At 43.1% G+C, this 18,478-nt stretch carries 19 protein-coding genes; 14 read left to right on the forward strand and 5 right to left on the reverse strand.

The window, feature by feature from the left end; genetic code table 11:
• Positions 1–106 precede the first annotated feature (106 nt).
• The 3 genes from KS2013_RS03475 to KS2013_RS03485 all read right to left on the reverse strand — a co-directional run bounded on the left by KS2013_RS03475 (position 107) and on the right by KS2013_RS03485 (position 2,189).
• On the reverse strand, positions 107–388 hold the full coding sequence (locus KS2013_RS03475; protein WP_068989812.1) for a hypothetical protein: 282 nt from the start codon (positions 386–388) through the stop codon (positions 107–109).
• A gap of 75 nt (positions 389–463) precedes the next feature.
• Positions 464–1,606 carry an FG-GAP repeat domain-containing protein gene (locus KS2013_RS03480; RefSeq protein ID WP_068989815.1) on the reverse strand — a complete coding sequence of 381 codons (1,143 nt, stop codon included), beginning with the start codon at positions 1,604–1,606 and terminating at the stop codon, positions 464–466.
• Positions 1,607–1,712: 106 nt separating this feature from the next.
• Positions 1,713–2,189 carry a hypothetical protein gene (locus KS2013_RS03485; RefSeq protein ID WP_068989817.1) on the reverse strand — a complete coding sequence of 159 codons (477 nt, stop codon included), beginning with the start codon at positions 2,187–2,189 and terminating at the stop codon, positions 1,713–1,715.
• A gap of 368 nt (positions 2,190–2,557) precedes the next feature.
• Between KS2013_RS03485 and KS2013_RS03490 the strand changes: the two genes are divergently transcribed.
• From KS2013_RS03490 to KS2013_RS03525, 8 genes are all read left to right on the forward strand, one after another.
• Positions 2,558–3,292, forward strand: a complete 735-nt coding sequence (locus KS2013_RS03490) for a hypothetical protein (RefSeq protein WP_156768956.1) — start codon at positions 2,558–2,560, stop codon at positions 3,290–3,292.
• Positions 3,293–3,295: 3 nt separating this feature from the next.
• A complete protein-coding gene (locus KS2013_RS03495) occupies positions 3,296–3,805 on the forward strand; it encodes a chymotrypsin family serine protease (RefSeq protein ID WP_068989822.1) in 510 nt (169 codons plus the stop codon).
• Between the two features lie 154 nt (positions 3,806–3,959).
• On the forward strand, positions 3,960–5,531 hold the full coding sequence (gshA, locus tag KS2013_RS03500; protein WP_068989824.1) for a glutamate--cysteine ligase: 1,572 nt from the start codon (positions 3,960–3,962) through the stop codon (positions 5,529–5,531).
• A gap of 87 nt (positions 5,532–5,618) precedes the next feature.
• Positions 5,619–7,193 (forward strand): sodium/proline symporter PutP, encoded by a 1,575-nt coding sequence (putP, locus tag KS2013_RS03505; RefSeq protein ID WP_068994367.1) that lies wholly within the window; start codon positions 5,619–5,621, stop codon positions 7,191–7,193.
• Positions 7,193–7,672: a GNAT family N-acetyltransferase gene (locus KS2013_RS03510; protein WP_068989827.1), complete on the forward strand. Its 480-nt coding sequence runs from the start codon at positions 7,193–7,195 to the stop codon at positions 7,670–7,672. The genes putP and KS2013_RS03510 overlap by 1 nt, the downstream gene beginning before the upstream one ends.
• A gap of 134 nt (positions 7,673–7,806) precedes the next feature.
• Positions 7,807–8,262, forward strand: coding sequence for a universal stress protein (locus KS2013_RS03515; protein ID WP_068989829.1), 456 nt, complete (start codon positions 7,807–7,809; stop codon positions 8,260–8,262).
• A gap of 237 nt (positions 8,263–8,499) precedes the next feature.
• Entirely contained in the window at positions 8,500–9,159 is a 660-nt protein-coding gene (locus tag KS2013_RS03520) for a SatD family protein (protein ID WP_068989831.1), read from the forward strand.
• Positions 9,159–9,908: a DUF3307 domain-containing protein gene (locus KS2013_RS03525; RefSeq protein WP_068989832.1), complete on the forward strand. Its 750-nt coding sequence runs from the start codon at positions 9,159–9,161 to the stop codon at positions 9,906–9,908. The genes KS2013_RS03520 and KS2013_RS03525 overlap by 1 nt, the downstream gene beginning before the upstream one ends.
• On the opposite strand, the gene KS2013_RS03530 is transcribed toward KS2013_RS03525, so the two are convergent.
• Complete coding sequence (locus KS2013_RS03530) at positions 9,905–10,753, reverse strand: DUF6279 family lipoprotein (RefSeq protein ID WP_068989836.1); 849 nt, start codon at positions 10,751–10,753, stop codon at positions 9,905–9,907. The two genes, KS2013_RS03525 and KS2013_RS03530, sit on opposite strands and share 4 nt — an antisense overlap.
• A 213-nt stretch (positions 10,754–10,966) precedes the next feature.
• Here KS2013_RS03530 and KS2013_RS11900 point away from each other — a divergent pair, with 213 nt between their 5' ends.
• Entirely contained in the window at positions 10,967–13,111 is a 2,145-nt protein-coding gene (locus KS2013_RS11900) for a pilin (RefSeq protein WP_083217773.1), read from the forward strand.
• Positions 13,112–13,180: 69 nt separating this feature from the next.
• On the opposite strand, the gene KS2013_RS03540 is transcribed toward KS2013_RS11900, so the two are convergent.
• Complete coding sequence (locus KS2013_RS03540; RefSeq protein ID WP_068989839.1) at positions 13,181–13,801, reverse strand: FKBP-type peptidyl-prolyl cis-trans isomerase; 621 nt, start codon at positions 13,799–13,801, stop codon at positions 13,181–13,183.
• 160 nt (positions 13,802–13,961) lie between these two features.
• Here KS2013_RS03540 and KS2013_RS03545 point away from each other — a divergent pair, with 160 nt between their 5' ends.
• The 5 genes from KS2013_RS03545 to KS2013_RS03565 all read left to right on the forward strand — a co-directional run bounded on the left by KS2013_RS03545 (position 13,962) and on the right by KS2013_RS03565 (position 18,478).
• On the forward strand, positions 13,962–14,864 hold the full coding sequence (locus KS2013_RS03545) for a recombination-associated protein RdgC (RefSeq protein ID WP_068989842.1): 903 nt from the start codon (positions 13,962–13,964) through the stop codon (positions 14,862–14,864).
• Positions 14,861–16,285, forward strand: coding sequence for a nicotinate-nucleotide adenylyltransferase (locus tag KS2013_RS03550; RefSeq protein WP_068989846.1), 1,425 nt, complete (start codon positions 14,861–14,863; stop codon positions 16,283–16,285). Before KS2013_RS03545 ends, KS2013_RS03550 begins: the two co-directional genes overlap by 4 nt.
• A gap of 3 nt (positions 16,286–16,288) precedes the next feature.
• Complete coding sequence (locus KS2013_RS03555) at positions 16,289–16,780, forward strand: YchJ family protein (RefSeq protein ID WP_068989849.1); 492 nt, start codon at positions 16,289–16,291, stop codon at positions 16,778–16,780.
• A 62-nt stretch (positions 16,781–16,842) separates the two neighbouring features.
• Positions 16,843–17,070: a SlyX family protein gene (locus tag KS2013_RS03560; RefSeq protein WP_068989853.1), complete on the forward strand. Its 228-nt coding sequence runs from the start codon at positions 16,843–16,845 to the stop codon at positions 17,068–17,070.
• A gap of 73 nt (positions 17,071–17,143) precedes the next feature.
• Complete coding sequence (locus tag KS2013_RS03565; RefSeq protein WP_068994370.1) at positions 17,144–18,478, forward strand: class II fumarate hydratase; 1,335 nt, start codon at positions 17,144–17,146, stop codon at positions 18,476–18,478.

The following is an 18,478-nucleotide window of genomic DNA, read 5'->3' on the forward strand; positions in this document are numbered from 1 at the left end:
CCCAGCGTTTAGAGAGTAATCAACCCCAAAATTATTATATTTGTTGGGCATCGCTGCTCTCCGCCCAACCTATTCGCACTGGTAGATTTTTTTCAAAAAAAACTTATTACTCTTTATTACAGGTAAAGGTTAGTTCCGCGTTTAAAGGCGTCCAGCCTCTTGAACCATGAGTTACCCAGTCTTTTTCAACCATGTACATATTTTTACTTTGGCAAAACTCATTTGCTTTTTTCAAAGCCAAACCTTTTACATCAGACCAACTTGGAAACTGGCCTCCCATTTCCGCAGAAACTCTGTAGGTTTCTTTACCAACTGGGATTACTTCGCTTGTAGTAGCACAACCAGCAAGTAGAGTAGAAAAAAAAACTGAACATATTAGTAGCTTCATATTTCACCTCCAAATAAATGGCAAATAAATGGGGTCAGAGTACATTTTATTTATCAGACGAAATAAACTCCGCTCTTAATCACTTATATCCTGGCTAACATATACAACAGCTGACTTGCTGTCACCGTCAGCAATTATAAAGTCGCTTTTCCCGTCATTGTTTAAATCTGCTAAAGCAATTCCCCAGGGATTAGGAATACTTGAGTGCTCAAAGCTAATAGTTTCTATAGAAGTTTTACTTCCAAAAATAGCCAGGATTTGTCCCGACCAGTTACTGACCAAAGCGTCTTTTATACCATCGGCGTTTATATCTCCAATTGCGATTTGCTTTGCCCCAGATGAAGACTGTATTTCAGTTTTTTCCTCTTCAAGAAAGTTTCCATTTCCATCGCCCGGAATGACTGTGATTAAACTGCCATTGGTAGCTATCACTAAATCCATGTTTCCATCCCCGTTCATTTCTGCTAACTCGACCGCAAAGGGAGAGCCTGTTTGCGATAACTTTTTTAAGGAAAAGGTCATATCGTTAGAATTATTGTTAATAACGACACCAATGTGATTCTGGTTGGGAGTAACAAAGTCTAAAGCTTCGTCACCATTGATATCGTTGATAGCAAATCCGCGGTAGGGGTCGCCCCCGACGTTGATCACTTTCCCTGGCTTTTGGAAACTTCCATTAGACAGACCTTTAAGAACTAATAATCCTTCGTGTGTACGGCTATCAACAATCAGGTCTACCTTATTATCACCGTCAATATCACTCAACCGAACTTCATGGGGGTGAGGTTTGATGTCGATGTTGAACGGTGACTGTTGCGCTTTTTTAAAAGCTCCCTTACCATCACCCAATAATAAAGTGACGTATGATGTTTCGTGATTAGCGATGGCAACATCGGAATTTCCATCGTTATTGATGTCCGATACCGATATGCCTGAAGGGCTATCTCCTACAGGGAAGCGCCCAACTTCAATCAACTTACCCTTACCATTTCCCTGATAAGCAATAATATTGTTGTCTGTATAATTCGCAATAATAACATCCTGATATCCATCTGAGTTAAAGTCACAGACGGCCATTGATGCTTGGCCCGATCCTACTTCAAGCGGGAAGGTTGAATAAGCTGTACTACCTATGTCAACCGCTTTGGCTGAATTCATAGAGTTAAATAATCCAAGAGAAGCAAGCAGGACGTAAGAAATACTCTTAATTGGGGTCATGAGGCCACCTTTATCCTTTTACGAATGAAGTTAATTTAAATAAAGCATGTAATGTGCTTTAAGTTTTTTTTATCGGTTATTGGATTTGTAACTTAAAGCGTGCCTATTATGATTCAGCGCTTGAGTCTGAGCTTTCCATCTGGCTTTCTTTCATATTAATCATCAAGCTCACGCGGTTACTTTCGAATTCGTAGCCAAAGGTTAGAAGTTCACCAAATATGAGCCCACACCCAAAGGCATGATTGCTACTGACGCCTTTAACTTTTTCGATTCTTCTCGAAACCCATTGCTCCGCTTTTTTGTTGATACGGCTATCTGAAGCAGTGACTTCTTTCCAGATTATGGGGTATTTGGGTTTTACTTCTGTTTCCAATTTTTCGATGGCCTGATTAATCTTTTGAACCATCCGCGGTAATTCGCCATCAAGCAGATTGCCGCATTTGCTATTTTGATATTCAGTGAAAAGTGTGCCTGTACCGATGACTTTTTCTAAATCACGTTGAATGAGAAGTTCATGATCGGAGGCTAGTGATGGTGTGGCTGCGAATAACGATAAGATTATTGAAAGTTTTAATATGTTCATAAGCATTTTAAAAGCAGAATTTGCGTTCCCTGTTAAGTGTCCCTGACGTTATTTTTTGTAGGATATCACACCTTTTTAAATTAGGACATTTCCTTAAAATGTCAGGTAACTTAACATGATGCTTACTTGCATTGACCCAGGTCTCAAAACGCTTCATTTCGTTTGTTTTTAATTTTTTTACCCGCTAAGTTTTTGACAAGTAAAGTATGGAAGCTTTGCTGCAGCGAAAGGGTTTTTGCTGAGAAGCTGATAGGGAAATTTTTCCTTTTCTATGGATTGCCATAGATTCTTTATCACTTTCATTATCCACTGATGTAATACAAGTACGTATTGCTTATTAATTCATATTGTTAAAGGAGTAATTATCTATGAATTACAGATCTATGTTCAAAGGAACGAAACTAAAAATGTTAACGTCGGCTATAGCTTTAGCTTTGACTACCTCAGTTGCTTCTGCTGACGAGGGTACTGATCAAGACTTGTCTGGTGTAAAAAAACAAACCAGTGCTGAAGCTTTTGAAGCTGACGTGGCGATTTTGTCACGTGAAAAAGGGGTGGATAAAGCATCTGTTGCAAGAGCAATGAAGTTCCAGGAGAAGTTTGAAAGTCAAGCGGCAGAGCTTATGGCTAAGTTTCCTAACAAAATCTCACGCATCTGGTTAGAGCCTGCACCGAGTCAAATGGCCCATATTCAATTCGTGGGTCGCGTACCAGCAGTTCAGTTACCTGCTAATGTTTCAGCTAAAGGTGGTGGTCGTTTCTCGTTACAGGAAAACATTCAACGCGCAGAACATATCGCGGATGTATTGAAGAAGTCAGGCAAGCGTAATTTCATGACCTATTTTGATGCTCGTACTGGTAAAGTGAAAGTTGAAATGGCGATGCCTAATCCTGCAAAAGGTCCAAACAAGGCACAGGTATTGGAGCTCCTGCAGCGCAATGCAAAACGTGACTTGGATATGCCTCGTGGTTTACAGGCGATTGCTGAAGGTGACATTGATCTGGATGTCATTCAGAGCGAAGACGAAATCTATACCTTTGAACATAGTCGTGGCGGTAACTGGCTGCGTGATGATGGTTTCAGGGAGTGCACCAGTGGCTAGTCAGTGAGCGGTCCGAATGGCGACGGTATTGTTACTGCGGCTCATTGCACAGGCTTGAACCAGTTCGAAGAATCTACTTCGTCTATATACGGCATGACATGGCGTTCAGAGGAACGTGGAAATGGTGACGCTGAATATCATACAACGTCACATATTGAACCCGCAGAATTCTATGCAACTTCGGCCAGTATTCGTGACGTCAATAGTATCAAGTCGACGATTTTTATGTTCCCAGGTTCCTCTGTTTGTGAGTATGGGCGTTCTTCTAATACACGTACCTGTAATCATGATGTGATTGCGACAGGCGTAACGGCGACCTTTACCGATGGTGTAACCGTTAAAAATCTGGTTCGTGTGACTGGTGATAATTCAATCGGTGGCGACAGCGGCGGTGGCTGGTCATGGAATAATAAAGCATGGGGTGTCCACAGTGGCTCCAATGGTACGACCTCGTTATTTACTCCAGTACAACGTGTACAAAAAGAACTTAACGTAACGATTAAAACAAAATAGCCGTAGGCAATCAGGGAGCCTCTGGCTCCCTCTTAATACGTTTCATCGTGGTTATATAAAAAGTCTATGACCATTTTATTACAAATACTTAGCTTCAAAATCTTCAATTGCTGTGGCATAGTAAACACACTATTTTCTACCCCTCCTGATAAGTATGTTTGAGCCTAAACTAAATAGGTCTGCTTTATCGTTTATCGAATCAGATGCCGCTGATTGTTTAACTAAAATAAATCGTGGCGTAGAGAAAGAGAGCTTACGAGTCACTCAAGACGGTTATTTATCCATGAAACCGCATCCAAAAGAGTGGGGCTCAGCTCTTACCAACAAATTTATTACTACGGATTATTCTGAAGCTCTACCTGAGCTGATTACCCCAGTTACACAGGATCGCCTTGGTCCTCGACAATGGTTGGATGATATACATCGATTTATCGCTGCCTATATGGAAGACGAGGTGCTATGGGTGGGCAGTATGCCGTGCATCATGACAAAAGAAGAAGATGTTCCTCTGGCTGATTACGGTACATCGAATGTCGGAATGATGAAGCATATTTATCGGAGAGGCCTGGGCTATCGCTATGGCCGCTATATGCAGACCATTGCTGGTGTTCATTATAACTTCTCGTTGCCGGAAGAGTTCTGGCCAAAATACCGGGAATTTTTAGGCTCAGAAGAAAACCTCCAGGACTTTATATCGAAGCAATATCTGGGGTTGATACGGAACTACCTGCGTTACTGTTGGTTGCTCCCTTATCTGTTCGGAGCTTCTCCTGCAATGTGTAAGTCCTTCGCAAAGGGAGAGGGCGGTGCTTTCTTAACGGAGGAAACAGACGGCTCTATGTACGGTGATTATGCAACGTCACTGCGCATGAGTGACTTGGGTTATCAGAATAATGCTCAGTCCAAATTTTCTATTCGTCACAATGACTTAGAAGAATATACGGCCGAATTGGAGCGTGCCATAAGAACTCCGGATCAGTTCTATCAGGAGCTGGGGGTAAAGGTCGATGGAGAGTACCGTCAACTTAATGCCAACCTATTGCAAATTGAGAATGAATACTACGCAAAAATCCGTCCCAAGCGGACAATTAACAGTGGTGAGCGTCCGACCCAGGCATTGAATCGTCGAGGTGTCGAGTATGTTGAAGTACGCTCGTTGGATCTTAATCCGTTCGATCCACTGGGCATCAGCCAGTCACAGGTAGACTTCCTGGATGTATTTTTATTGTTCTGTTTACTACAGGATAGTAAAGAGCAGTCAGATCGTGAAAACGCCGAAAATGATGAAAATTTCCGTCGCGTGGTCTATTACGGACGCAAGCCAGACTTGAATTTATTGCGAAATAACCGATCATTACGACTGAAAGATGCTAGTTTGCAGATTTTCGAAGAAATGCGCCCGGTTGCAGTCTTGCTCGATAAATGTAACCATACGCGGTCTTATACGAAAGCGCTGTCGGAAGCCATCGAGATGGCTAACGATCCATCTAAAACACTTTCTGGCCTTTACTACGATGATATCAGGCGTAGTGGACAAGGTTATTTTGGCTACACGATGGGGCTTTCTGTAAAAACTCAGCAGGAATTTTTATCCAAAGCTGTTGAGTCGCGTACGCAGCAAATGTTTGAGCACGAAGCTGCAAAGTCGATACTGGAACAGCAGAATATCGAAGATAGCGAAACTCTTAGCTTTGAAGAATATCTTGAGCGGTATTTTGCAGAGTAGGGCTGTTCGGGGATATGCTGAGTGAAGTCAATTTAAACTTAGAGGAGTTATATGAGCTCTAGTACAGAAATTTTTAAACTATGGGGAATGAGTATCGGTCCTATTGAGATCGCATTTGGCCTGTATCTGGTCTTTATGTTGGCGATTGGTATTTGGGCATACATGAGAACCAATGACTCTAGCGACTACATGTTAGGCGGTCGTGGCCTAGGTGGCGCTGTAACTGCACTGAGTGCTGGCGCATCTGATATGAGTGGCTGGATTTTGATGGGCTTGCCAGGCGCTATTTACTTCTCAGGTTTGTCTGAATCCTGGTTAGCACTATTTTTGATTATCGGTGCTTACATCAACTGGAAATTTATTGCAGGGCGTCTCCGTTCTTACACGGAAATTGCTGATAATGCATTAACTCTTCCAGATTATTTTGCTGGCCGATTCCACGATGGTGGTAAGTGGCTACGAATCGCTGCCGTTATTGTTATGATTGTATTCTACGGCTATTACATCGGTTCAGGCTTGGTCGCTGGTAGTAAGCTATTCGAGTCTAGCTTTGGTTATGACTACAACACGGCGTTGCTGGTCAGTACCATCGTAATTATTTCTTATACGTTCCTTGGTGGTTTCCTTGCTGTAAGTTGGACGGACTTCTTCCAGGGCTTAATCATTGCTATCTCGCTGGTAGTCGCTCCAATCGTACTGTTGGTGGAATACAATGGTCTTACTAACATCGTTGAGGGTGTTCGTGCGACTGGCGAAACCATGGGTAAAGAGAATTTAGCCAGCTTCACAGCCGGTTTATTTGATGAGAATGGTGCCTTCCTTTGGATTACATTCCTTTCACTAATGGCTTGGGGTCTAGGTTATTTTGGACAGCCACACATTCTAGCCCGCTTTATGGCGATTAAGAGTGTTAACACGGTACCACAAGCACGTCGCATTGGTATGACGTGGATGGCGATCTGTGTACTTGGTGCAGTGTTTATCGGTTTTGCCGGTATCGCGTACTTTGGCGGTGACTTCGCGGCCAGTGAGTACAAGTTACTGACAACTGAAGAAGTTAATGCTTTGAACACTCAGCATGGCGCTGAAAAAGTATTCCTACTATTAACTCAGGCATTATTTAATCCATGGTTAGCAGGTTTCTTGTTAGCGGCTATTATGGCTGCGGTAATGAGTACCATTGATTCGCAATTACTGGCGGTATCAAGCTCAGTAACAGAAGACGTCTATAAACCTTACCTACGTCCAAAAGCTTCTGAAAAAGAGCTGGTATGGGTAAACCGTTTTACAGTCTTGCTGGTGGCCGGTATTGGTATTGGCGTTGCTATGAGTGGTAGCAAAAATGTTCTGAACCTGGTTGGTCAGGCATGGGCTGGCTTTGGTGCGGCTTTCGGCCCAGTGATTATCTTATCACTGTTATGGAAGAATATGACGCGCCAAGGTGCATTAGCTGGTGTGATTACCGGTGGTGTCACTGTGTTAGTCTGGGATTACCTTGGAAGTAACACGGATATTGAATTGTTCGGATTATATGAACTGTTACCGGGCTTCATTTTAGCTATGCTAGCAATTTACCTTGTGAGTAAGGTCACAACGGTCAGCGAGCAAACTGCTAACCAGTTCGACTGGTACAGCAGCGAATTTAAGAAATATAAAAGCTAATGAGCCAGTTAGTGATTAGAGAAGCGGCGCGGGAAGACGCGCCGCAGATCCTTGAGTTTATTAAAGACCTTGCCGACTATGAAAAAATGTCTGATGAGGTTGTCGCTACAGTAGAAGATATCGAGCAGACAGTGTTTGCGGAGCAGCCCAAAGCCTACTGTTTAATAGCAGAGTGGGAAGGGCAGAGCGCTGGGTTTGCCTTGTATTTCTACAGTTATTCTACTTTCCTGGGAAAGCATGGCATATATCTTGAGGACCTGTTCGTGAAACCTGAGTTCAGGGGAAAGCGAATTGGTATGACGTTGCTTAAACGTCTGTCTAAAATTGCCGTGGATAATGACTGTAAGCGAATGGACTGGTCCGTGCTGGACTGGAATAAGCCGGCAATCGAGTTTTATGATTCGATAGGAGCCAAGCCACAGAAAGAATGGTTGGGTTATCGGTTAACAGGAGAGGCATTAAGTAAGTTCGCTGAATAAACTCAGGACACTGTAATCTTATTCTAAACGCCCGTTAAGGGCGTTTTTTATGCCTACAGGATAATGATCTTGATCAAGACTTAGTAAACGCCCTATGCTATTGTCTAGATAGACATTGTAATTAAGGAGTTAGCATGTCGTTATTTAATCATATTGTTGTAGCGGTCGATTTACGCAAAGAAAGTAAAAAGATTATTCAGAAAGCACAAGGTGTGTTAGCTAAAGGCGGTGAGTTGGAGCTGTTGCACGTTGCTGAACCGATTGATGCGGGTCTATGGGCAGGCGCTCCTTTCGGCGCGGTAGTAGTGAATACCGAAGAGCTTGAACAGGAGGCGTTAAAAGCTAAAGAAAAGCGTTTGCGTGAACTGGGAAAGCATTTCAGTATCTCAGAAAGTAAACAGCATATTGAAATTGGTAAGCCTTCTCGAGTTATTAAGAAGTATGCAGAAGACAACAAGTGTGATTTGATCGTGATTGGGACCCATGGGCAGAATGGCTGGGAACTGCTACTAGGATCCACCGCTAACGGTGTATTACATGGTTCTCCCTGCGACGTTCTAACTATTCAAATGAAGCTGAAAGAGCAATAAACTATTCAGGATAGCTTCTCCCAAACTCCAGATATACCGTAATACCTCATCAGGTGTTGCGGTATTATCTTATCTCATTTTCATAAGTTACCTCTGTAAATTTTTACTTTATTCGATCTTAAATAAATCACGATATTTGCTAATACGTCATATAGCGTATATTTGACATTATACGCAAAAAAGCGTAATTTATATCGTATACGCTAAAATACGTATAATTGATAAGGTTGGTGGTGAATGAATCGACAAGCCGAGAAAGAGGTCAGCCCCCTGAAACAAGTAGCTGTTATTACTGGTGATATCATTAACTCTCAGACTAGTGAAGAGGGCGAGGGTTGGTTGCCTGCATTACAGGACTACTTATCAAAATTTGGCGAGTCTCCCAGAGACTGGCAGGTATTCCGTGGAGACAGCTTTCAGGTAATTATCGAAGAGCCGGAGAAAGCACTTCTTTTTGCTATTGGTTTAAAAGCCGTTATTAAACACTTTAAAAAGCTTGATGTCCGTATGGCGATAGGTATTGGTCAGGTGCGGACCCGCGCAGATCAGGCACTTCAGTCAAATGGTGAAGCCTTTGTTAATTCCGGTAGAATGTTCGATTCGCTCAAAAAACAGACTCTTGCAGTCAAAACACCCTGGCAAGATTTTGATAAAGCGATTAACCTATTCCTCAAACTGGCATTGCTGACCATGGACGACTGGTCAGAAACCAGTGCCGAAGTAGTTGCTGCAAGCCTGGAAAAGCCGGGTGCAACTCAGAAGGAAATAGCTGACTTATTATCTATTCCGCAAAGCAGGGTTAGTGAGCGCTTATCAAGGGCGGGCTATGACGCCATTACCGATACTGAGCGTTACTATCGGGAGTCAGTGACAAAACGATTACAACAGGGTGAATAATGACCGTTCTATTATTGAAGTTGATTATGGCGCACTTGATCGCCGACTTTCTGATTCAGCCATTAGGATGGATACAGGATAAAGAGAAAAAGGCCTTCGTTTCGAACAAGCTGATATTGCATTCGTTGGTTCATGCCACTTTATATGCAATGGCATTTGGCTTTGCTCCAGAGTACTGGTTAGGTTGGACCGTTTTACTGGTAACGCATTATTTGATTGATGGCTTTAAGTCCATCAGTAATCGCCTTGTAGTAGAAGAGAACTCCACTTTTTTTAATCGTCGCAGTTTGTTCTTTATGGATCAATTGCTACACATCGCAATAATCTTTCTGGTTGTTGGCTATTACCATCCGGAGCTATATCAATATAACCTTGATGCGGAGCAGTTATGGTTATTGGCAATTGCTCTTTTATTGCTGACACGTGTTTCTTCTATCGTGATTAAGGTCTTAATTTCTAGATGGTCGCCCCTCAATGTAAATGATGCCGGTCAAACCAATCATTCGTTGGCAAATGCAGGTAGTTATATAGGTTTTCTGGAACGGCTGTTTATTTTTGTTTTTATTGTTACAAATCACTGGGAAGGTGTGGGATTTTTGTTGGCGGCAAAGTCAGTATTTCGATTTGGTGATTTAAAAGAAGCCCATGACCGTCGGCTGACCGAATATATTTTGATTGGAACCTTAATTAGTTTTGGCTTGGCAATTGGTATTAGTCTGGGCTACGTATACTTTAAGAGCATGATTTAATCTGCTTCAGCGATGAGCTCACTAAAGTCTTCACGATAATCATTAAGATAATCGATAAAATGCTCAATTTGCTCGTCGCTAGCTGTTTCATAAAGCGCTATCTGTAACTGCTTACGCAGTTTATTGTTGTGCTGAGAATCTGCGATATGCTCTGGTGTCCGTAATTGTCGGGGCTCTCTCAGTAGGCTGTAAATAGCTTTTTTGCCTGACTCGGTCTGGCGCTCTGCCAGTGCCAGCTTAAAGGCCTGACGCCATCTTTCCAGATATTGAATTCGAAACTCTGTAGTCGGCTTTAACTGGTTAACAGTATCTATAATTAGCTCTTCCTGCTCTTTGGTTAAGTCTCCCAGCCATTCTTCATAGGAATCTTTAGCTTCTTCCTGCGTATCTTCCAGGCGCTCCTCTCTGGATTTCTCAAGATAGCCTTTAGACTCTTCTTTAGCTGATGCATCTAGGTTACGCATAAACTCTTCAACCTGTTCATCACTGAGCCTCGATAGTTCTACAACAGCATCATCTAAGGTCTGATCGAGAATGTCATGATAAAAGCCTATGAGTCTGTCACCGTAGGTGTCATAGTTTTGTGTAAGGGTATCGTTTTCCAGGTGACTGATAACGTCATCAATAAACTGATTGTAGCGGGGTAGCTGGGTAAGGCGGTGCCATTTAGCATGCTTATCAACCAAAGACTCAATTCTCTCTTCCTGTGCAGAAGTGAGAGTGACATAGTCATCAGCATACCAGGTGGAAACCCAGCCCAATCGATTGTACCAGAACTGAAAACCACACCCCTGAAGGATACAGAGTAATATCGCTATTAGGCTGATTCGTATCGATTTGTTCAAAGTGTTTAATCTCCTGCTGAAACCGCTAACACGCGACTCATTGTTTGCTTAAAGGCACACGTTTATCAATATTAAGTTTAATCATGAGTGCTGAATATTATGTGAATGGTATTAGCATAACATTGCCATTGTGTAAGGACAGTAATACACTAGCGCTTGATTTTATTAAAGTATTTCCATTAAAGGACAGACAATAACTTAACAGAGGACGCCATGAAAGCACTTTCGATAAAACACTTACTAATTTCTACCGTTGCCTGGGGCTTGCTGGTGACGGGGTGTACGGAGTCAGAAAACAAAGGATCTGCGCCTGAACCAAATTTCAAACTGGAAAATGTCACTGAGCAAGGTTGGTTATATAGCAACCTGCCTGAAAGCACCGTTGCATATGTCCGTCTACCCAATCCGTGGAGTTCTTTTTCACAAAAAGATGACAGCTTTAAGTATGCTTTGGGCAATAAAGAACACGTTAAAGCCGTTAAGCAAATTCAAGAAGGAATTTACAATAATATTCTTCCTCAATTAGATAAGGGTGTAAGGCCTTTCGTTGAAGGTTACCTCCAAGATGTAACGGGTCCGATTGAGATCGCTTTTATTACTCAAAATGGCCAGCCTTTAGTTGTTATTGGCTCTCAAATTAGAGAACCGGAGGAGAACAAATCTATTAATGAAGAGCTGACTACGATGATGGAGTCAGTACCTGATGCATACATTACTGCTCAGGAGGGTGAGTCTAAAGGCGTGATGATGATTCAGCAGGGTGTTCCGGTTCGATATGAGTATGACCAGAGTACTGGGAGGTTGACTTTTGTTACGGGGTTTGGCGCTTCGGTAACCAGTCTTGAAAATGCTGCTGAGCTAATAAAAACCAATGATAAACACGCCATGCTGGCATTAGAAAGCGAAATAGATGCTAGCCACCAGGGATTGTTCGCCTGGGTTAGTCCTAAGAATGCGATGCCGCTGATGCAGATGGGATTGCCCCCTGAAAAATTACAACAGATGAAAGAGATGGGTGTTGACCAGGCCAATGGTCTGGCTTTGGGCTACGGTGTTAGCGGTGGCAAAACTCGCTTAAAACTGATGCTGGATATGCCTGACGTTGGTCTTAGACAGTTTATTCCTGTGGTTAATAACAAGATTACTGCTGAAGCCGTTGGTGAAGTAAAGTGGGCAGGTATTTTGTCATTACCTACCTCTAAACAGGCTCAACGTATTGCTGAGAATCTGAAAGCGCTGGGAGAAGTTAATTTCGATTCCTGGGAGCAGCTGAATCAAGCTTTTGAGCAGGAAGTGGGCATGGAGCTGGATGTGTTGATGGATACTTTCGGACCTGAACTGGTTTTGTTTAAAGATGATATTGGTGCATTTGCTACGACTCGCTATAAACAGACTGATATTAAGAAGCTGTTATTAAAAGCTCAGGATAATATGAAGGTTGAGTACCGTACGTATGAAAAGAACGGCGCCATCATCCACCACTTAAGAGCACCTATGGCTCAATTCGATGCGAAGCCTTCTACAAATGGAGATTTTGAATCCAAAATTGGTGCTATGGCTCTACAAAACTATCATGAGAATTATTTTTGGATGTTAGAAGGTGATCATGTGGTTTTTGCCAGCGTGCCTCAGTTATTATTGGAAAGACATAGCAGGAAAGACCGCAAGAGTCTCGCTGACTGGTTCAAGCAGCAGCAAGGTGATGGTTATAAGTCTTCACTGTTGAACTTTACTGCCACGGTCGATGACTTGTCACGAACCAGCTATCACTATTACTTAGAGTCTTTGATCGTGTTGGCCGACTTATCAAATACGCAAATTGATATCATGAGTTTACCAACGGCAGACCAGTTAGGTTTTCCGGATAAGGGAACGATGGGCTTTAGCCTTCAGTCCGGCGAGCAACGCCTTGGCTTGGAGTTTACGTTTGAAAACGGTGCTACCGACATTTTAGTTGGTGGAGGCGCGACCACGTCGGCCGCAGTTATTGGTATTCTGGCTGCGGTGGCAATCCCTGCATATCAGGATTACACTAACCGAGCACAGGTTGCGTCAGCTATGAATACTGCCGAGACTGTAAAGCTACAGGTTATGATGAGTTTGGTTGAAGGCGCCAAACTAGAAGATATTGATAATGGTTATGGTGATTTTGGGCTGCCAGAGTCTTATCAAAATGCGATTATTCAAAAAGTGGTCATTAATGATGGAGTCATCACAATGTATTTGAATAATCCTTCGCTGGGTGATGGACCTCAGACCATGATTTTAAGACCCATGGTTAGCGGTAAACAGATATCCTACTGGGTTTGCTCAGAAGGAACCCTGGCTTCTAAATTTAGACCAGCAAAATGTCGTTAATCATCAGAAGAAATATAAAAAGGTGAGCTAATGCTCACCTTTTTTGTATTCGCTGCAAAAGAATGATCATTAAGACACGATGTCTAATAATTCAATCTCAAAAATAAGTGCCTGGTATGGACCGATAACACCGCCAGCGCCTTGTTCACCATAAGCAAGGTTATGCGGGACATACAGTTTCCATTTTGAACCGACTGGCATGTTCTGTAATGCCTCAGTCCAGCCTTTAATGACGCCACCAACAGGGAACTCAGCCGGTTCTCCGCGTTTGTAAGAGCTGTCGAACTCCTGACCACTGACCAGAGTACCTGCATAATGAGTGCGAACCGTTGAGTCAGCCGTTGGTTTTTCACCAGAGCCTTCAGTGATCACTTCATACTGTAGACCACTGTCTAAAACAGTGACTTCTTCACGTTTAGCGTTTTCAGCCAGGAACGCTTCGCCTTCAGCTGCAAACTGCTTTGCTTTTTCAGCATTTTCAGCTTCTACGATCTTTTGAATTTCTTGGAAAGCAGCATTAAGGTCGTCATGAGAAATTTGTGATTCTTTGCCTTCAAATGCGTCTCTAATGCCCGCGATAACTGCGTCAATACCTACGCCTGGGAAAGCGCCGCTGACCTGTTGGCCCATTTGTAAGCCAATACCATATGAAGCCTTGGCTTCAGTTGTTGAAAAATCTGTAGATGACATGGTGTCTCCGTTTTGGTGTCTAAGGTAAACATATGGGGGCTTTGAAAGCGATTTAAACCTTGGGAAAACAGATTTCGAAAAAATAACATCGAATGGCTAGCATCACTGTTTTGTTTTGGCATAATAGCCGACATATTTGTTACCAGTCCCCAGGGCCAATATGTGGTTTAAAAACTGTTTTATTTATTATCTTAACGAGCAATTCGAGCATTCTCAGGAGTCTTTCGAAGAGCATCTTAAAAATCAAAGCTTTAAACAAATAGGACGACAGGAAACGGACGCTTTTGGTTGGGTTTCTCCTTTGGGGAGAGGGCATGAACAGTTGGCACTACTGTCCAACGGCAGTTATTTGCTGGCCATGCGTAAAGAACAAAAGGTCATTCCCGCGAGTATGGTTAAGGAAGCTCTGGAGGAGCGTGTAGCGGCTATAGAAGACGCTGAGGGGCGCAAGGTTTATGGCAAAGAGAAGGCCTCGCTGAAAGATGATATTTTGAGTTTGCTGAAGCCTAAGGCCTTGACCAGGTCCAGTCATATCCATGGCTATATTGATACACACCATAATTTGCTGGTGGTTAATGCGGGCAGTGCCAGTGCGGCGGATACTTTCGTCGAGCTCCTAATTGAAACTCTGGGGTCGCTGGGTGCGATTAAATTAATGGGTGAAGAGTCTCCGGGAGCCATCATGAATCGTTGGCTGCTGGACGGTCTGCCTGAAGGCTGGGAGCTGACGGGGCAGTTTGATCTTCAGGATCCTAAAGATGAGCGTGTGGTAAAGATTAAAGGTGCGCAGGACCTGGATTTAGTTCATGAGCTGCTAGAGGATGGTTATTGGGTACAAAAACTGGGTATTCGACGTGATGAAGAGTTCAGCGCGGTACTTACCAGCGATTTATTATTGAAAAGTATTAAGTTTGATGATGAGCTGGTGAAGGAAAACGATGATATAGACGCGCAAGACAAATTAGCTCGATTTGATGCTGACTTTGTCTTAATGACACAAACTATGGCACAATTTATTAAAGAATTGATGCAGCACTTTAAGGTTAATACGGATAAGCAATGACTGAGAACGATACAACCTTAACAACCGAGCAAAAGGCGCTGGCTGTTAATTTAGACGATAAGCAATATGGTACTTTCGTAGAAATTGGTGCTGGGCAGGAGGTTGCAAGACAGTTTTTCTCAGCGGGCGCCGCCGCCGGTACTGTCGCTAAAACCATGTCAGCCTATGATATGCAGGTCAGTGATGCCATTTATGGTAAAGCCGGTCGTTATGTCAGTCGTGAGCGTTTGGAGCAAATGCTGGACTATGAATACAGCTTGTTGCATAAGCGTCTTGATACGGTTCGCCCACAGGAGACCCTTTATTTCAGTTATGCGGCAACCGTAACGGCCAAAAGCTATAGCCAGAAGAATGAGTGTCATGGCTGGATAGGTATTCGTCTACAGCTTGAAGCTGGAGCTCCAGCCAGTGAGATTCTGATGCACGTCAGGATGCTGGATGATACAAACCGAGAGCAGTCTGAGGCGCTGGGCATTCTCGGTGTTAATGTGGTCTATGGTGCTTTTAACTACAGTGATGAGCCTAAGATCTTTATTGAGTCATTGCTGGATAATCTGATTAACCCTTTCGGTCAGAAACGTATCGAAATTGATTTAATTCATTTTTCGGGCCATAAGTTTGAGAAAGTTGAAAACCGACTGATGAACCTTCATCTGGTTCGTTCCTGGTGTTGCCGTGCGGTCATGTTTGACGCCAAAGGCGACTCTGAAGTACCGATGAGTTTATTACGTAAGAAAGATGTGTTGGTCATCCGTGGATCATTTAAGCCACCAACGAAAGTACATGTGGATATGACCGAGGCTGCCATGAAGCAGTTTTTGGAAGAGGATGGCGTTGAGAGTGATAAGGTCTGTACTGTGGCCGAAATTACCATGGCTGAGCTGGAGAGTGATGTAGAGACCGATGATGCCAGTTTTCTTGCGCGAGTGGATCTGCTGAATAAGCTTGGTTATAACGTACTGATTTCTGACTACCTTCGCTTTTTCCGACTTCGCTCCTGGATGCGACGTTACACTCAGAACCGAATCGGCATTGTGTTGAGCATTCTGGATTTTGATCAGTTATTTGATACCAAATACTATAAGGGCCTTGAAGGCGGTATCCTAGAAGCAATGGGTAAACTGTTTACGGGTAACACCAACGTTTATGTATACCCAACACGCCGTAACAACCAGTTAATTACTCTGGATAATGTAGAAGTTGAAGATAATGTTCAGTATCTTCTAAAGCACTTAACCAGTAACAAGCTATTGGTGCCAGTTGAAACATGGAACGATGAAAATCTGCATATTTCTGCTCGCCATATCGCTACTAAGATTCCGCTGGGGCAGGGTGACTGGGAGCAGCAGTTGCCGGAAGAAATCCGTGAGGAAATTAAAGCTCGCTGCATGTTTGGCTACTGCGAGTTACCAGAGCAATAAACTGTGTCTGAGACTCAAACTTTATGCCCCTGTGGTAAACAACTGGACGGCACTCCGGCTATATATGAAGAGTGCTGTCAGCCTTTCCATTTAAAGCAGGCCATTCCTGAACATCCGGAAGCATTGATGCGTTCAAGATATAGCGCATACTATCTTGGTCTTGGGCAGTATATCTTCGATACTCATCACGCCAGTTATCGCGGCAACACCACAGTTGATGAGTTTACGGCCAGCGCTAAAAATACTAATTGGTGTGGTTTAGAGGTCATAGCTGCTTCGGAAGAAGGTGACAGGGGAACGGTTGAGTTTAAAGCCTGCCTTATCGATAAAGATAAACTCCATACCTTGCACGAAATATCTAATTTCATTCGAGAAAATCATCGCTGGTACTATACCGACGGTAAATTTCAGCCTAAAACAGTTCAAAAAATTAACCGCAATCAAGCTTGCCCGTGCGGTAGTGGTCTCAAAGCTAAGCGCTGTTGTTTGAGTTAAACTTTTATTTTGCCTACACGCATGGTAAAACTTGAAGACACATAACTCCAAACAGTTAAAACATGAGTACACTGGAATCATTACAACATCAAATTGACGAGCTTCAAACGAAGCTTGCCTTTCAAGACGATACGATTGATCAATTGAATCGTATCGTCACTAAACAGGATGAAATTATTCGGCTAATGCAGTCTAAGTTTTCATTGATTGGCGATAAAATTCAGGATATTGAGGCTAATCTGCCGAACAAACCATTCAATCCAAATGATGAGGTTCCTCCTCATTACTAATGGTTCCGGTCATGAACAGTAGAAGGAGGTTACTTTGAGTCAGTCTAAGCAATACCGTACAGAAAAAGATAGCATGGGAGAAGTTAAAGTGCCGAAGGAGGCGCTTTATGCTGCACAAACCCAGCGAGCCGTCGACAACTTTAACTTTAGCAACTTAACTCTACCCGAAGATTTTATCCGACAGGTTGTGACCATTAAACAGGTTGCGGCGGAAGTAAACCACGACCTTGGTTTATTGAGTAAAACTAAATTTAAGGCCATAACGAAGGCAACTAATAAGTTACTGTCTGATGATCTGATTAAACCCGACAATTTTCCGATTGATGTTTTCCAGACCGGATCAGGTACCAGCACCAATATGAACGTGAATGAGGTGGTAGCCCACTTAGCATCTAATTCACGGACCAAGGTGCATCCCAATGATGATGTTAATATGGGACAAAGTAGCAATGACGTGATACCTACGGCTCTTGCTATGATGACTACTGAGCTACTGGTCAGGCAGCTGACTCCAGATCTGGAAAAGTTAATCCATGCGATTAAGTCGAAAGCCAAGTCCTTAAAGTCGGTGGTTAAAACTGGCCGTACCCATCTCATGGATGCTATGCCATTGACCATGGAGCAGGAATTGACAGGCTGGGCCTATCAACTTGAGATATCACTAAAAGCTATCAAAAACGTCACACCTCAGGCAGGAGAGCTAGCTCAGGGTGGTACTGCTATAGGTACAGGAATCAATAGCTCAGCTAAGTTTCGTACAGAGTTTGCAAAGAAAGTGAAATCTCAAACAGGGTTGCCATTGAAAAAAAGTGGAAGTACCTTCGCCAGTATCGCAGGACAGGACTCCAGTGTCAGTGTGTCTGGTGTCTTAAATACTTTGGCCACGGCCTTGATGAAAATCAGTAATGATCTTCGTTGGATGAATAGTGGTCCTGTAAGTGGTTTGGGGGAAATTAAGCTCAAGGCGATTCAGCCGGGTAGTAGCATTATGCCCGGTAAAGTTAACCCGGTGATCCCTGAGGCAGTGACGCAAGCTGCAGCACAGATCATAGGCAACCACACCAGTATTACAGTAGGTGCTCAGTCGGGAAATTTTCAGTTGAATGTGATGTTACCGATGATTGCCTATAATTTATGGCAGTCACTTCGGTTGGCGAGCAGTTCTCTGAAGCATCTGGTTGATACCATTAAAACCTTTGAGCCGAATACAGAAGCGTTGGAAACATTGCTTAGTAAAAATGCTATTTTAGCGACGGCACTGGCTCCTGAAGTGGGTTATGAAAAAGCTTCTGAAATAGTTTATAAAGCCAGAAAAGAAGAGCGCTCCATTTTGGACGTTGCTGTTGAATTAACATCACTGTCGAAACAAAAGCTCGAGTCCATACTTGATGCTAAAAAGCTAACCTAG

This window comes from Kangiella sediminilitoris, from assembly GCF_001708405.1.
GTDB lineage: Bacteria > Pseudomonadota > Gammaproteobacteria > Enterobacterales > Kangiellaceae > Kangiella > Kangiella sediminilitoris.

What these genes read in the sequence shown, in the direction of transcription:
- KS2013_RS03475 (WP_068989812.1), bottom strand. Translation starts at nt 388, where the DNA reads ATGAAGCTACTAATATGTTCAGTTTTTTTTTCTACTCTACTTGCTGGT.
- KS2013_RS03480 (WP_068989815.1), bottom strand. Translation starts at nt 1,606, where the DNA reads ATGACCCCAATTAAGAGTATTTCTTACGTCCTGCTTGCTTCTCTTGGA.
- KS2013_RS03485 (WP_068989817.1), bottom strand. Translation starts at nt 2,189, where the DNA reads ATGAACATATTAAAACTTTCAATAATCTTATCGTTATTCGCAGCCACA.
- KS2013_RS03490 (WP_156768956.1), top strand. Translation starts at nt 2,558, where the DNA reads ATGAATTACAGATCTATGTTCAAAGGAACGAAACTAAAAATGTTAACG.
- gshA (WP_068989824.1), top strand. Translation starts at nt 3,960, where the DNA reads ATGTTTGAGCCTAAACTAAATAGGTCTGCTTTATCGTTTATCGAATCA.
- putP (WP_068994367.1), top strand. Translation starts at nt 5,619, where the DNA reads ATGAGTATCGGTCCTATTGAGATCGCATTTGGCCTGTATCTGGTCTTT.
- KS2013_RS03510 (WP_068989827.1), top strand. Translation starts at nt 7,193, where the DNA reads ATGAGCCAGTTAGTGATTAGAGAAGCGGCGCGGGAAGACGCGCCGCAG.
- KS2013_RS03515 (WP_068989829.1), top strand. Translation starts at nt 7,807, where the DNA reads ATGTCGTTATTTAATCATATTGTTGTAGCGGTCGATTTACGCAAAGAA.
- KS2013_RS03520 (WP_068989831.1), top strand. Translation starts at nt 8,500, where the DNA reads ATGAATCGACAAGCCGAGAAAGAGGTCAGCCCCCTGAAACAAGTAGCT.
- KS2013_RS03525 (WP_068989832.1), top strand. Translation starts at nt 9,159, where the DNA reads ATGACCGTTCTATTATTGAAGTTGATTATGGCGCACTTGATCGCCGAC.
- KS2013_RS11900 (WP_083217773.1), top strand. Translation starts at nt 10,967, where the DNA reads ATGAAAGCACTTTCGATAAAACACTTACTAATTTCTACCGTTGCCTGG.
- KS2013_RS03540 (WP_068989839.1), bottom strand. Translation starts at nt 13,801, where the DNA reads ATGTCATCTACAGATTTTTCAACAACTGAAGCCAAGGCTTCATATGGT.
- KS2013_RS03545 (WP_068989842.1), top strand. Translation starts at nt 13,962, where the DNA reads ATGTGGTTTAAAAACTGTTTTATTTATTATCTTAACGAGCAATTCGAG.
- KS2013_RS03550 (WP_068989846.1), top strand. Translation starts at nt 14,861, where the DNA reads ATGACTGAGAACGATACAACCTTAACAACCGAGCAAAAGGCGCTGGCT.
- KS2013_RS03560 (WP_068989853.1), top strand. Translation starts at nt 16,843, where the DNA reads ATGAGTACACTGGAATCATTACAACATCAAATTGACGAGCTTCAAACG.
- KS2013_RS03565 (WP_068994370.1), top strand. Translation starts at nt 17,144, where the DNA reads ATGGGAGAAGTTAAAGTGCCGAAGGAGGCGCTTTATGCTGCACAAACC.